This is a genomic window from Pseudomonas sp. P8_241 (assembly GCF_034008315.1).
In the GTDB taxonomy this organism is placed as follows: Bacteria; Pseudomonadota; Gammaproteobacteria; order Pseudomonadales; family Pseudomonadaceae; genus Aquipseudomonas.
In genome coordinates, this window is sequence record NZ_CP125377.1 from 1,150,553 (window position 1) to 1,164,508 (window position 13,956).

Here is a 13,956-nt window from a genome sequence, read left to right on the forward strand (position 1 = left end):
GACGATTCAGAGGATTAAGGATATGAGCGCAATTCCGTTTGATCAGCGCGAAGGCGTGATCTGGCTCGACGGCGAGTTCGTCGAGTGGTCACGGGCGCAGTTGCATGTGCTGACCCATGGCCTGCATTACGCGAGCACGGTGTACGAAGGCGAGCGCGTGTACAACGGCAGGATTTTCAAGTTGCGCGAGCACACCGGACGGCTATATCGCTCCGCGCAACTGATGGATTTTGCGATCCCGTTCGAACCCGCCGAGCTCGAAGCGGCCAGTCACCAACTGCTGCAACGCAACCAGGTCATCGACGGTTACTTGCGGCCGGTGGCCTGGCGCGGCAGCGAGATGATTTCAACCTCGGCGCGCTTCAACCGTGTGCATGTGGCGATCGCCTGCTGGCAGTGGCCGAGCTATTTCGATCCGGCGGCACGCATGGCCGGCGTTCGCTTGAAAATCGCGTCCTGGCGTCGTCCGCCACCGAACAGCAGCCCCTTCGAAGCCAAGGCGTCCGGGCATTATCAGATTGCGACGCTGAGCAAACACGATGCCGAGAACAACGGCTACCACGATGCCCTGATGCTCGACTGGCGCGGTCATGTCGCCGAAGCCACCAGCGCCAATGTGTTCTTCGTCAAAGACCGGACGCTGCACACGCCGGTGCCGGATTGTTTCCTCAACGGCATCACCCGGCAGACCGTCATCGAACTGGCCAGAGCGCTGGATTACCAGGTTATCCAGCGCACGATTCTGCCTACGGAAATGGGCGACTTCGACGAGTGTTTTCTCACCGGCACCGCCGCCGAAATCACCCCGGTGCAGAGCATCGACCAACAGCACTATCGACCGGGCAACGCCTGCCGCGACTTCATTGCCGCTTACACCTCAATCGTCAACGCCGAATAACCTGTCAGGAACCTCACCATGTCAGATCAAGGGATTGTTGCGTCTCAACCTTACGTTTCACTCGGTCATCGTCATGAAGAATTATCGACCCAAGGCTGGACGGTGCTGAGCCCGGACGAGTTTGTCGACGATGTCGTAGCAACCTTGCACGAATTCGGTCCGATCATTGCGCAGTTCAACGGGCAGATGGCGTTCGCCATCACCCGCAAACCGGGCTACGAAGATTTGCCGTATTCGCAGAGCATGAACGGCATCGGCCCGCATACCGAGGCGCCGGTGTATGGGCCGCCGCCGCGTTATCTGGCCCTGCATTGCCATCAGCAGGCGACGTGCGGGGGCGGGCATACGGGGTTGGTCGATGGTTATGCGTTCCTGAAGTCGCTTGAGCACGCCGAACCGGAACTGCGCGAATGGCTCGAAGACACACCCGTGGAATTCGTCGCCACCGCCAAACCGGGCGAACCGGCGCAAATCCGGGTCAAGGAATACATCCTGACGCCCACCGAGGAAGGGGACATCTTTCGCTTCAGCTACAACCAGTTTCACTACGGCGATGTGAATCCGTCGAAAGAGGCGTTGCAACAATCGCAGCTCGCCAACAACCTTTCTCCACTGGCCAGATTTGCCCTGCTCGGCGAAACGTACTTCGTCGAGCACAACGTTCCGGTGCTGATTCCCGACGGTTGCCTGCTGATTTGGGACAACTGGCGAATGATTCACGCCCGCAGTCGTTACACTGACCCGGCGCGCCACCTGACCCGCTATTGGCTGGCCTGAATTTTCTGTCGCCCTTCATTCTTTTGGCGTACCCCTTGGCGGGTACGCGTCCTACAGGTATCGCGTCATGCAGACAGCAATCGAGATCGCCCAGGTCGATCATCAACTGATCGTGCGGCTCAATCAGGCCTGGACCAAGCGCGCCACGGTGTGTTCGCCGGACAGGGGCCAGGTCGACGAAGTGTTCGACCCGGCGCGTCCGGATTATCCGGAGTGCATGGTGCCTTTTTTCCACCACCCCAAGTTCCAGGTCCTGGACGACGCGCTCAAGAGCCGCGTGGTGACCTGGGGCTGGATCGGCTACAACCTGCGCACCGTCACCGCCGAAGAACTGGTGGTGAACCCGGCGTTGAGTGTCATTGCCAATCAATACCTGGGCCAGGACGACTGGCATTTTCGCGAGGCCATGCAGCAGACCTTGATCGACGAGCATTACCACACGCTCATGCATTTGCGCGCCATCGAGCGGACCAAACGGGACCGGGCGCTCGATCAGGATCTGGACCTGCCGCCCTCGGTCACTTACCTGCGGCTGAAGGCCCAGCGCGAAGCACTGCCCGAGCAATGGCAGCGCGATCTGGCGGCGATCACCTTCGCGGTGGTGGCCGAGATCAGCGTCAACGCCTACCTGGATCTGCTGGCGGATGACCAGACCATTCAGCCGCAAAACCGCCGCGTCGCCGAACTGCACAACCGCGACGAATACGCCCACAGCAAGGTGCTCGCCGAAGTGGCCAAGGTCATGTATGCGAATATGCAGCCGGTACAGCGGGAATTTTTCGCACGCAACCTGTCGGTGGCGCTGAGTGCTTTTATCGCCCAGGACTATTCGATGTGGGAGGCGATTCTGACGCAGCTCGGGGTCGAGGACGCGGCGCTGATCATTGCCGACACCCGCGAGAGCAACAAGAACGCGACGATCATGCGCGACTACAGTGGCCTGCATAAATTGGCGCAGGACCTGGGCATCAGCGAGCAGATCGACTTCGATTTCCGTCCGACCCTCAAAGCCACGGCTGCGGCCTGATCCCCGGAGGTGCTCATGTCCGCTCCCGAGTATGAAGTGTTCGCTATTCGCGTAGGCGCCAACGCCCAGCGTACTGCCAGGGAAAACTTTCTTTACGATGCATGCTGTGGCGATCCGAATGCGCCGATGCCGCTGGATTATTACTTCTGGGTCATTCGCAATGACCAGCAGGTGATCGTGGTCGACACCTGTTTCCAACCGGCTACGGCGGACCGGCGCAATCGTCAGATGTACCGCCTGCCGGAAGAGTCCTTGGGGCAATTGGGTATCGATCCGGCGCAGGTCGAGCATCTGGTTCTCACTCATTTGCATTGGGATCATGCCGGCAATCTCGGGTTGTTTCCCAAGGCCACGGTGCATTTGCAGGAAGCGGAACTGCGCTTCTGCACCGGTCCGAAAATGGCCCATCACACGGTGAACAAAACCTACGAGGTCGAGGATGTGATGTCGGCGCTGCCACCCCTGTTCGAAGGGCGGATGCGCTTGCACAACGGCACGGTTGAAGTGCTGCCCGGCGTGACGTTACACCCGGTGGGCGGGCATACGCCCGGCAGTCAGGTGGTGCGGGTCAATACAGCGCGTGGCTGGATTGTGCTGGCGTCGGACGCTGCGCATTTGTGGCTCAACATTCGTGAGCGCAGCCCGTTTCCGATCCTCGATGATCTGGCGCAAACCCTTGAAGCGTTCAGCGAAATCGACCGTCTGGCCGATGGCGATGACCATGTGATTCCCGGTCATGATCCGCTGATCGCCGAGCGTTTTCCGCATTGGAATGATGACCCGCATATTATCTGCCTGCACCTGCCCGCGTAGGAGCTGCCGCAGGCTGCGATCTTTTGACGTTGATTTTCAAGATCAAAAGATCGCAGCCTGCGGCAGCTCCTACAGGATGTGTGGTTAGCCCTGGGCTTTCAGGATTTTGCCCAACGTCTCCAGCGCCTCATCGATCCGCGCCGAGTAAGGCGCCCCACAACCCATCCGCACGAAGTGATCAAAGTGCCGGGAGTTGGAATAGATATCCCCAGGTGAAATCTGGATGCCGACTTTCAACGCGTCCTGAAAAAACGCCATGGATGAATGCCGGCGAGGCAGTTCCACCCACAGCAACGTGCCACCCTGCGGGTTGGTTAAGCGGGTGCCCAGCGGGAAATATCGAATAATCGCCTCGCTCATCTGTTGACGTTGCAGTGTGAGGGTTTTGCGCAAGCGTCGCAGATAACGTTCGTAGGACGGCGTTTTCATGAAGGCGCTGACCGCCAGTTGTGACAAGGCTTCGCACCCCCGGGTCTGGGTGTGTTTGAGCATTTCCACGCGTTCATGCCATCTCCCGGCGCTGATCCATCCCAGACGCATGCCCGGGGCCAGGGTTTTGTTCAGCGAGGCGCAATAGATCACGTTGTCGGTCAGGTCCCAGTGCTTGAGCGTGGACAGCGGTTGCTCGGTGTCCACCAGATCGCCGTAGGAGTCGTCCTCGATCAGTACCGTGCTCTGTTCGGCGCACAGTTTCACCAGCCGTGCCTTGTTGGCGTCGGGCATGATGCTGCCCAACGGATTTTGCAGATTTGGAATGACGATCAACGCCTTGATTGGCTCTGGACCCTGCAGCAGGCTTTGCAGGGCCGTCAGATTGATTCCCGTGTGCGCCGAGGCCGGGACTTCCAGCACCCGCAGGTTCAGGCTTTCGAGGATTTGCAGCAGGCCATGGAAGGTCGGCGACTCCACGGCGACCGTATCGCCGGGGTGCGTGACGGCACGCAAGGCCAGGTTGATTGCTTCCGTCGCGCCGTTGGTGATCACGATTCGCTCGGCGACCAGGTGGGTCCTGGTGGACAAGGCCCGCCGTGCCAGGACCTGGCGCAACGCGCTATTGCCGCACGTCGAGCCAGCCGCACCGAGTAAATGCGAGTCGTAGCGCAGCGACTTGATCATGTTGTCTTGCAGGGTTTTCAGCGGATAGAGCTCCGGGGCACAGTAGGCACTGGCGAAGTTGACCTTGATCGTCGCCCGCTGACTGGCCTTGAGCACCGAGGACACCTGTTCATGAATGCCGGTGTAACTCCCCGTGTCCAACAAGGGCGGGAGGGCAATCGGGGTGGGTTTGGACAAGGCATCGGGTTGGCGAATGTAGTTGCCTGAGCGGGGCCGCGCTTCGAGCACGCCGCAATCCTCAAGCTCCCGGCACACCTGAACGGCGGTTGACAGACTGACTGCATGTTTTTCCATCATCAGGCGGATCGAAGGAAAGCGTTCGCCGGTTTTCAGGGTGCCGCTGCGGATGGCGTCCAGATAATGGTTGGCCAGCTGACGATACAAGGGCGTCGTGTTCATGATGACCTCAGCAGTCGCACCACTGAGGTCTGGGGCTGGAAAGTGAGTTGACGCTCCCGCAGGCGGACCCGTGGTGCAGGGGGGTGAAGGGAAGTGTTGTCCTGCTGTGGATACTGGAAGACTAATCGCGGTTTTGCCCGAAACCCGGGCAATAAAAAGCGCCAGTCGAATGGCGCGATGCTGCTCAGTTCAAGCGACGTGATTCTTTGTAGGAGCGAGCTTGCTCGCGATGGTCGTTAACGATAACGCGTTCATTCTGGATGAACGCGTTGCCCTTGAGGCCATCGCGAGCAAGCTCGCTCCTACAGTTGTCTTTTTACTGCACGGCGATGCTATAGCCGTCGAACGCGGTCTGCTGTTGCAGGGCGGTGATGATGTTCTTGCGGTTGACCGCTTGCTCGGCGCCACTGTTGTCCAGGAAGGTCTCGCTTTCCAGCTCCGCTTCGTCGCCTTCACCCACGAAGGTGAACCCGAGGAATTCCAGCGCTTCACGGTCAACGCTCAAACGCGAACGTGGCGTTCGCAGTGGCAAGGTCACGCTCACGCCGTCCTTGCTGATGGTGAACACTTCGGCTTCTTTCTTGGCCTTGGCGGCTTTGCTCTTGCCGCTGCTCGGGTTGCTGATGGCCTGGTGGGTCTGGTTCAGCACTTTCAGGGCCAGGCCGTAGACGATTTCCTGGAACGCCGGATCGTCCTTGAAGCTGGACAGGATACGGCTGATCGGGAATTTGCTGCTCAGGTCTTCAAGGGCGGCAATGTCGGCGGCCTCGGCGTCCTTGAGTTGCTTGAGTTCGCCCATCAGTTCGTAGGCTTTATCGTCGTCGAAGCTGTCGTGGGCCTGGCGAATCGCGGCGCGCAGTTCGCGGATCTGGTCGCTTTCGCGGGACGACTGGAAAGCGTCCAGTACCATCTCGCTGATGGTCTTGGCCTGAGGCACGTGTTGTGAAAGATTGATGGAGTTTTCGTATTCCGCTTTGGACGACAAGGTGACTACGGTTTCAGCGGTGTTGGAATCGGACATTGAAATTTCACTACTTCTATAACTTGAATAGGGGCGAAAAAGCCCGGGGGCCTTTTCAGGTCGCCTAATCTATTGGACCGGGGCAGCGTTGTCACGGATCAACAGGCGGCTGGTCATCTATTTGCCGTTCCTGTGGGAGCTTGCTAGCGATGGACGCTAACGATAACGCGCTCATTCTGGATGAACGCGAAACCCTGTAGGAGCGAGCCTGCTCGCGATGGACGTCAACGATAACGCGCTCATTCTGGATGAACGCGGTGCCTTTGCGACCATCGCGAGCAAGGAGGGAGCTGATTGGTCGCAAATGAGTCCCTGCTCGCGATGGCCGCGCCACGGTGTGTCAGGCCTGGCGCGTTGTATTCAGGTTCATCGATCGCACCGCCAACGCGCTTGCCGTTTCCTCATCGATCGGCAACGAAAATCGAAAGGTCGCCCCGCGCCCCGGCACGTCGATCAACTGAATCTCACACCCATGCAATTGCAGGATGCGATGCACGATCCGCAATCCCAACCCGCCATCGCGACGGGCGCCGCCAATGTTGAACGGCCGCAGGAACAATCCTTCACGCAGTTCCGCAGCAATCCCCGGTCCGGTATCGCTGACCGTCACTTCGATGAACGCCCCTTGCACACGCAAGCCCAGTTCGATTTCGCCCCCTGGCGGCGTATGGCGCAGCGCGTTGTCGAACAGATTGGTCAACACTCGCTCGATCAACCCAAGGTCGGCACAGGCCGCTGAAACCCTGGGGGCGAACGTGGCCTTCAACTCAACCTGGCGCGCCTCGGCGGTCAGTTCGAATTTCTGGAAAATATCCTGGGCCAGATCGGTCAGGGAAAAGCGCTCCAGCACCGGTTGCACGAACCCGTGCTCCAACCGCACGAGCTCCAGCAGTGATTGTGCCAACCCGCCAACCTTGCGGCTTTGATCCAGCGCGATGCCCAGGTAGCGACGGCGGTCGGCGGGGGACAGCGTGGCGTCCTTGAGCGACAGTGTTTCCAGGTAGCCATGCAGTGAAGCCAGTGGCGTGCGCAGGTCGTGGGAGATGTTCGCCACCAGTTCGCGGCGCTCCTGATCCTGGCGGGTCAACGAGCGCCATTGCTCGCCCAGGCGTGACTGCATCTGGCGGAACGTGGCGTCGAGTATGGCTATTTCGTCGTGGCTGGCGGTTTTATCCACAGTGATTGGCAAGGCTGGGGTGACCGGCACGCCATCGATGTCGAATTGGCTGACGGTCTCGGTCAAACGGCGCAATGGCCGGGTGATCAGCCTGAATGCCGTGAGACCGGCAATCAGGCACAGCAACGCGACCAGACCGATGGACAGCAGGGCGGTATTGAGCGCCGCGCTGGTCGCGCCACGGGCGGCCAGACGATCGTGGTCTTCGCCGAGCAGCACCACGTAGAGATAACCGGCCGGTTTGCCGTCGACCGTCAACGGCGCGGCGCTGAACACCTTGCGCGCATCGACGCTGCGCGGGTCGTCGCCGAGGATCGGCAAGGCATCGCCACGCAGCAGACGCTGGATCGGCGCGAGGTCGAGCCGCTCCCGGCGGACCCGGCCCTCGGGGGCGGCGCTGCCGACGATCTTGCCCTCGGTGTCGAGCAGGTACACCTCGACACTCGGGTTGACCTGCATCAGTTTGCTGAACAGATCACGCACAGCGTCGGGCATCAGGCCTTTGGTGTCCATCAGCACGGTATCGCTGGCGATGTGCTGGGCCAGGTCCCGGGACAACCCTTGCACCACCTCCTGCTCATGCATCTGGTTGGAGCGCACCTGCAACCACGCCGACGTGCCGCAGCACACCAGCAACAGCACGGCGAATACCAGGGACAGGCGTTGTGTCAGGGTCAGCCTCATGGCCTTGGCTCCTCCCCGGTGGCGAACTTGTAGCCGCGGCCCCACACCGTGAGGATGCGTACCGGTTGCGCCGGATCGGTCTCGATCTTGGCGCGCAAGCGATTGATGTGCGTGTTGACGGTGTGCTCGTAACCTTCGTGGCTGTAGCCCCACACGGCGTTGAGCAGGTCCATGCGCGAAAACACCTTGCCGGGCTGGCGCGCAAAGAAGTACAGCAAGTCGAACTCCCGGGGCGTGAGGTCCAGGCGACGGCCGTCGAGGGACACTTCGCGGGTGATCGGATCGATGGCCAGGCCATCGACCAGCAGACTGCCGGCATCCATCTTCAGATTGCGCGCCATGGCCTCGACCCGGCGCAACAGCGCTTTGACCCGCGCCACCAGTTCGAGCATGGAAAACGGTTTGGCCAGGTAGTCGTCGGCACCCAGTTCCAGCCCGAGAATGCGGTGCACTTCGCTGGAACGCGCGCTGGTGATGATGATCGGCGTGTAGCGCGCCATGGCCCTGGCACGGCGGCAGATTTCCAGGCCATCGACACCGGGGAGCATCAGGTCGAGGATCAAGGCATCCCAGTTGCCTTGCTGCAACAGGCGCATGCCTTCGGTGCCGTCGGCGCTGTGCACCACCTCGAACTGCTCATCACGCAGATGCAGGCAGATCAGGTCGGCGATATGCAGGTCATCCTCGACCACGAGGACGCGTTTGGTCTGTTCCATCCAGCTCATCCTTCGGCGCGGTGTGTGCGTAATGCCGCTAACGAAAACCTTGTAGGAGCTGGCTTGCCAGCGAAGACGGCGGCACGCCCACAGTTGATGTGACTGATACATCGCCTTCGCCGGCAAGCCGGCTCCTACAAGGACAGCAATCGCAAGGTTCAAAATTGCATCACGCATTGTGCGGGTTTTTCGGGGGCCGAGTTATCACGAATTGTTTAACTTCCCGTGAGGATTTGGCGATCCCCCAAAGCCTAGGCTGTGTTCCATGAAAGACCCCCTGGAATGTTTGGAGGCGGCAATGTTTTCACGACGGCAATTTTTGGCGGCAAGCAGTGGGCTGGGGGTGGCTGCCCTGGCGATCGGCCTGTTGCCGAAGTTATCCACAGGCGCTGCGCTGATCAGTGAAGCCAGTGCAGAGGAGGTATTCGAAGTGACCCACAGCGACAGCGAATGGCACGCGATCCTGAGTGACGAGCAGTACGAAATTCTTCGTGAAGAGGGTACCGAACGCGCCTACAGCAGTGCGCTGAACAACGAGCATCGTGACGGCACGTTCGCCTGTGCCGGTTGCGACCTGCCGTTGTTTTCTTCGGCAACCAAGTTCGACAGCCGCACCGGCTGGCCGAGTTTCTGGGCGCCGCTGGACAAGGCCGTGGCGACTCGTCAGGACCGCTCGTTTGGCGTGCTGCGTGAAGAGGTTCATTGCCGTCGTTGCGGCGGGCATCTGGGGCATGTCTTCGATGACGGGCCGAAACCGACCGGACTGCGCTACTGCATGAATGGTCTGTCGCTGAAGTTCGAACCCGGGATAGCCGGATGATCGCCCCTCCCATTAGTCAGGAGTCCGTTTCATGAAAACCCAGTTCACGTGGCGCCGCACACTGTTGGCAATGGCCGCCGCCGGCGTCATCGGGCACTGCTCGGCTTTTTCCTTCGGTGCAGAAGAGGCCGTCCTGCTGCCACCCCCGACGCTCGATGAGTCCACTCAGGCGCGCAGTGAAACTGCTGTCTTCGCCGGTGGTTGCTTCTGGGGCGTCCAAGGGGTGTTCCAGCATGTCAAAGGCGTGAAAAACGCAGTCTCCGGTTATGCCGGTGGCGCGGCCAATACCGCTCAATACGAACGCGTCAGTGATGGCAATACCGGGCATGCGGAATCGGTCGAGGTGACGTTCGATCCGACCCTGGTCAGCTACGGCGCCCTGCTGCAAATCTACTTCTCGGTGGCCCACAACCCGACCGAACTCAACCGCCAGGGACCGGACACCGGCACCCAGTACCGTTCGGCCATCTTCACCAGGAACGCCGAGCAGCAAAAAGTCGCGCAGGCCTACATTGCCCAACTCGACGCAGCCAAGTTGTTCAGTAAACCGATTGTGACCAAGCTGGAAACCTTCAACGGTTTCTACCCGGCGGAGGAGGAGCATCAGGACTTTCTGACCGAGCACCCGACCTATCCGTACATCGTGATCAACGATCTGCCGAAGGTGGCGCAGCTCAAACAGCTGTACCCGGAGCGCTATCAGGACCAACCGGTGCTGGTGAAAGCAGGGATGTAATCATCACCCGGAAATCACATTCTTGCCGGCGATTTTCGACCGATACAACGCCTGATCGGCGCGGGCCATCAGGCCGGTCTGCTGTTCTTCGTCAAAGCGCTGGACCACGCCGAAACTCATGGTCACTTTGAAATCGCCCACGGGCAGCAAATCCGCAAGACCGTGGCGGATGGTCTCGGCAAGGGTTCTGGCTTCGGCCAGCGAAGTATTGGGTAACGTCACCATGAATTCGTCACCGCCCCAACGGGCCAGCAAGTCGCCTTCGCGCACGAAGCGCTTCACGTTTTCGACCACATGCACCAGGGCTGCGTCGCCCAGTGCATGGCCGTAGTGATCGTTGATGGTCTTGAAGTCATCGATGTCCATGGCAATCAGCGACAGCGGTTCGCGAAAGCGTTGAGCGCGCTCGCACGCCTGGGGCAGCACTTGTTCCAGGCGATAGCGATTGGCGATGGACGTCAGGGTGTCGGTTTGTGCCAGCTTGCGGTTTTCTTCGAGTTGCTGCTGTAGCTGCTGATTGACCCGTGACAGTTCGCGGGTGCGTTCTTCGATCAGTGCTTCGAGGGAGTGATTGCGCCGTTCGAGCTCTTCGAACAGGCGGCGCTTGTCTTCGATGCTGCGGTGCGCGCCGATCATCCGCGCCACCGAGCCGTCGGCGTTGCGCGCCAGGATGTGGCCGCGGTCTTCGATCCAGAGGTAACTGCCATCCTGCATGCGGCAGCGGTATTCGGCCTGATAACCGGGGGCGCGCTCGTTCAGGTAGTCATCGAACACCGCCATGACCCGCGGGTAATCCTCGGGGTGGATGACGTTCTCCCAGGTCAAGACGTTGTTGTCCAGAGAGTGAGGCGTATAGCCGAGCATTTCGTACCACCGCGCCGTGCGGTAGACGAAGCCGGTGTTGGCGTTCCAGTCCCAGATCCCGTCGCTGACCAGCTCCAGGATGGTGTGCAACATGTGGTCGTTCATGTCCGACAAATTGAATTTCAACGGCTCGATACTCGATGCCTCACCCATCTCGCTCTCCCTGGCGTCCTGATGTCCGGCTAACCCTACAGGCCGCAGATTAGTGCATGAGTATTCGGTCGGCTAGTGTTTGCCCCACATCTGCAGGGCGAAGTCGACGAAGCGCCGCAGTTTTGGCAGGCGGTAGCGGTCTTGGGCGTACATCAAATTCATCGGGCGACTCGGTGGTCGGTAATCGGGCATCAAGGCCAGCAGCTTGCCGTCCTTGAGGTCTTGCTCGACCAAGGCGTCGGGCATCATCACGATACCCATGCCGGTGCGCGCAGCCTGATGCAGACCGGCTGAACTGTTGATCAGCATCGGGCCGCTGACCGCCACCAGAACATCGCCGTCGGGACCGGCCAGGCGCCATTCCTTTTCTACCGAATGCCAGTCATCACCGGCCGGATAGGCGAAGGACAGGCAATCGTGATGTTGCAGGTCTTGCGGCTTTTGCGGGGTGCCTCGGCGAGCCAGGTAGGCGGGTGATGCGCACATTGTCAGGGTGTAGTCGATCAGCGGGCGAGCGATCAGATTGGACGCTTCGAGCTCGCCGAGCCGGAAGGCCACGTCCAGACCGTTTTCGAGTAAGTCCGGGCGTCGATTGGTCAGCATGACGTCCAGTTTCACCCGCGGGTTGTGCAGGCTGAACTCACTCAAGGCCGGCGCCAGGCGTTCAGTGCCGAAGGTCAGCGGCGCTGTAATGCGCAGCGTACCGCTCGGCTCGTCGATGGCCTGCTCGGCCAACCGTTCCGAATCGGCCACCAACCCCAGTACTTCAAGGCAGCGCTGGTAGTACGCCGCGCCGAACTCGGTGAGCCGCTGGCGCCGCGTCGTCCGGTTGAGCAGGCGTACGCCAAGGCGTTGTTCCAGCGCCTTAAGGTGGTTGCCGACCATGGTCGTGGACATTTCGCACTGCAAGGCAGCGGCCGTCATGCTGCCGGATTCCACCACTTTTACGTAAACGGTCATTGCCTGGAACAGGTCCATTATCAAGCCTGGGTTTAAGATGATTGAAGTTTTACCAAGTTTATCCAGCTCAGGTGGCTAACCATACTGCAAAAACAACGACCCTTGCTGGAGCTTGATGTCATGACCGCCGCCTGCCTGATGAGCACTTACCAACCCTTGACCTTGAGCTTCAACAAGGGCCTGGGCACGCGCCTGTGGGATCAGGCCGGACGCGAATACCTGGACGCGGTGGCCGGTGTGGCGGTGACTAACGTCGGCCACTCCCATCCGAAAATCGTCGCCGCCATCACCGAGCAGGCCGGGTTGCTGCTGCACACGTCCAACCTCTACAGCATCGACTGGCAACTACGGCTGGCGCAGAAATTGACGCGGTTGTCGGGCATGGACCGGGCGTTCTTCAACAACTCAGGTGCAGAAGCGAACGAGACTGCGCTGAAGATTGCGCGCCTGCATGGCTGGCACAAAGGCATCGAGCAACCGCTGGTGGTGGTCATGGAAAACGCCTTTCACGGCCGCACCCTCGGCACCTTGTCGGCCAGTGACGGCCCGGCCGTGCGCCTGGGCTTCAACAGGTTGCCGGGGGATTTCATCAAGGTGCCTTTCGGCGACCTGAAGGCGTTGGACCAGGTGCAGCAGACACATGGCCCGCGCATCGTGGCGATCCTGATGGAACCGATTCAGGGCGAGAGCGGCGTGCAACTGGCACCGCCCGGTTACCTGAAAGCCTTACGCGAACTGTGCAACCGGCGCTCATGGCTACTGATGCTCGACGAAATCCAGACCGGCATCGGCCGCACCGGCCAGTGGTTTGCGTTCCAGCACGAAGGCATCGTCCCGGACGTCATGACGTTGGCCAAAGGCCTGGGCAACGGCGTGCCGATTGGCGCCTGCCTGGCCCGTGGCAAAGCCGCCGACCTGTTCACGCCCGGCAGCCACGGCAGCACCTTCGGGGGCAACCCGCTGGCATGCCGGGTGGGATGCACCGTGCTGGAGATCATCGAGGAACAAGGCCTGCTGGAGAACGCCCGGTGTCAGGGCGAACACTTGCTGCGCAGATTGCGCATGGAGTTGGCGGATAACCCCAACGTCTCGGCGATCCGTGGACAGGGCCTGATGATCGGTATCGAACTCAAGCAACCGATCCGCGACCTGAGCCTGATCGCTGCGCGCGATCATGCGTTGCTGATCAACGTGACCCGGGGGCAAATCATTCGGTTGTTGCCGCCGTTGACCATTGATGAGCGGGAGGTGGAGATGATTGTCAGAGGGGTGAGTCGAGTTGTGAAAGCGGCGTGAGGTTTAACTCAGTAATGGTATCTGCACATTACGATGCGCAAATCTCCGTCCTCGATGGTGTAGACCAAGCGATGCTCAGTAGTAATCCGTCGTGACCAGAAGCCACTCAGATTGTGTTTGAGCGGCTCTGGTTTTCCCGGGCCATCGAACGGTTCGCGCTGAATTGACTTGATCAACAAGTTAATTCTTTTGAGCCCCGCCTTGTCGTTCTGCTGGAACCAAAGGTAGTCGTCCCAGCCTTCAGGAGTAACCTCGATTTTCATTCTTCGATGAGTTGCCTGAATTTGGTTTTTTCCGGCCCGCAGGTTGCCGATTGACTTGATCAAGCGTTCTTCATCGGCGGCGATCCGCGCCATACCCAGGGATTCGGCGCGGGGGCGGGCGATGCTGTGTTCGTCGCACAGCCAGTGCATCGAATCGAGGTCGACCCAGGGCACTTGCAGTTGTCCGGACAGTCGCTGCGCCAGCCAGCTTTTACCCGAGCCGGAGTTGCCGATGA

Annotated in this window: 14 protein-coding genes; 7 read left to right on the plus strand and 7 right to left on the minus strand. The window is 60.2% G+C overall.

Features of this window, described 5'->3' with window-relative positions:
• Nucleotides 1-22: 22 nt before the first annotated feature.
• From QMK58_RS05120 to QMK58_RS05135, 4 genes are all read left to right on the plus strand, one after another.
• Nucleotides 23-898: a branched-chain amino acid aminotransferase gene (locus QMK58_RS05120; RefSeq protein ID WP_320395957.1), complete on the plus strand. Its 876-nt coding sequence runs from the start codon at nucleotides 23-25 to the stop codon at nucleotides 896-898.
• An 18-nt stretch (nucleotides 899-916) separates the two neighbouring features.
• Nucleotides 917-1,675 carry a TauD/TfdA family dioxygenase gene (locus QMK58_RS05125; protein ID WP_053154821.1) on the plus strand — a complete coding sequence of 253 codons (759 nt, stop codon included), beginning with the start codon at nucleotides 917-919 and terminating at the stop codon, nucleotides 1,673-1,675.
• Between the two features lie 67 nt (nucleotides 1,676-1,742).
• Nucleotides 1,743-2,702: a diiron oxygenase gene (locus tag QMK58_RS05130; protein ID WP_053154824.1), complete on the plus strand. Its 960-nt coding sequence runs from the start codon at nucleotides 1,743-1,745 to the stop codon at nucleotides 2,700-2,702.
• A gap of 15 nt (nucleotides 2,703-2,717) precedes the next feature.
• Nucleotides 2,718-3,515: an N-acyl homoserine lactonase family protein gene (locus QMK58_RS05135; protein ID WP_053154827.1), complete on the plus strand. Its 798-nt coding sequence runs from the start codon at nucleotides 2,718-2,720 to the stop codon at nucleotides 3,513-3,515.
• A gap of 84 nt (nucleotides 3,516-3,599) precedes the next feature.
• Here the strand turns inward: QMK58_RS05135 and QMK58_RS05140 are convergent, their stop codons facing one another.
• From QMK58_RS05140 to QMK58_RS05155, 4 genes are all read right to left on the minus strand, one after another.
• Nucleotides 3,600-5,030: a PLP-dependent aminotransferase family protein gene (locus QMK58_RS05140; protein WP_053154830.1), complete on the minus strand. Its 1,431-nt coding sequence runs from the start codon at nucleotides 5,028-5,030 to the stop codon at nucleotides 3,600-3,602.
• A gap of 316 nt (nucleotides 5,031-5,346) precedes the next feature.
• A complete protein-coding gene (locus tag QMK58_RS05145) occupies nucleotides 5,347-6,051 on the minus strand; it encodes a hypothetical protein (protein ID WP_053154834.1) in 705 nt (234 codons plus the stop codon).
• Between the two features lie 340 nt (nucleotides 6,052-6,391).
• Nucleotides 6,392-7,912, minus strand: coding sequence for a sensor histidine kinase (locus tag QMK58_RS05150; protein WP_053154837.1), 1,521 nt, complete (start codon nucleotides 7,910-7,912; stop codon nucleotides 6,392-6,394).
• A complete protein-coding gene (locus tag QMK58_RS05155; protein WP_053154840.1) occupies nucleotides 7,909-8,628 on the minus strand; it encodes a response regulator transcription factor in 720 nt (239 codons plus the stop codon). The genes QMK58_RS05150 and QMK58_RS05155 overlap by 4 nt, the downstream gene beginning before the upstream one ends.
• Before the next feature lie 298 nt (nucleotides 8,629-8,926).
• On the opposite strand from QMK58_RS05155, the gene msrB reads away from it, so the two are divergent.
• Both msrB and msrA read left to right on the plus strand, forming a co-directional pair.
• On the plus strand, nucleotides 8,927-9,448 hold the full coding sequence (msrB, locus tag QMK58_RS05160) for a peptide-methionine (R)-S-oxide reductase MsrB (protein ID WP_053154843.1): 522 nt from the start codon (nucleotides 8,927-8,929) through the stop codon (nucleotides 9,446-9,448).
• A 31-nt stretch (nucleotides 9,449-9,479) separates the two neighbouring features.
• A complete protein-coding gene (gene msrA, locus QMK58_RS05165) occupies nucleotides 9,480-10,184 on the plus strand; it encodes a peptide-methionine (S)-S-oxide reductase MsrA (protein WP_053154846.1) in 705 nt (234 codons plus the stop codon).
• A gap of 3 nt (nucleotides 10,185-10,187) precedes the next feature.
• Here the strand turns inward: msrA and QMK58_RS05170 are convergent, their stop codons facing one another.
• Nucleotides 10,188-11,201 carry a sensor domain-containing diguanylate cyclase gene (locus QMK58_RS05170; protein WP_053154849.1) on the minus strand — a complete coding sequence of 338 codons (1,014 nt, stop codon included), beginning with the start codon at nucleotides 11,199-11,201 and terminating at the stop codon, nucleotides 10,188-10,190.
• 72 nt (nucleotides 11,202-11,273) lie between these two features.
• Entirely contained in the window at nucleotides 11,274-12,179 is a 906-nt protein-coding gene (locus tag QMK58_RS05175) for a LysR family transcriptional regulator (protein WP_053154851.1), read from the minus strand.
• A 102-nt stretch (nucleotides 12,180-12,281) separates the two neighbouring features.
• Here QMK58_RS05175 and QMK58_RS05180 point away from each other — a divergent pair, with 102 nt between their 5' ends.
• Nucleotides 12,282-13,457, plus strand: a complete 1,176-nt coding sequence (locus tag QMK58_RS05180; RefSeq protein WP_320395958.1) for an aspartate aminotransferase family protein — start codon at nucleotides 12,282-12,284, stop codon at nucleotides 13,455-13,457.
• Between the two features lie 8 nt (nucleotides 13,458-13,465).
• Here QMK58_RS05180 and QMK58_RS05185 read toward each other — a convergent pair whose 3' ends face one another.
• A complete protein-coding gene (locus tag QMK58_RS05185) occupies nucleotides 13,466-13,720 on the minus strand; it encodes a Txe/YoeB family addiction module toxin (protein WP_053154914.1) in 255 nt (84 codons plus the stop codon).
• Between the last annotated feature and the right edge of the window lie 236 nt (nucleotides 13,721-13,956).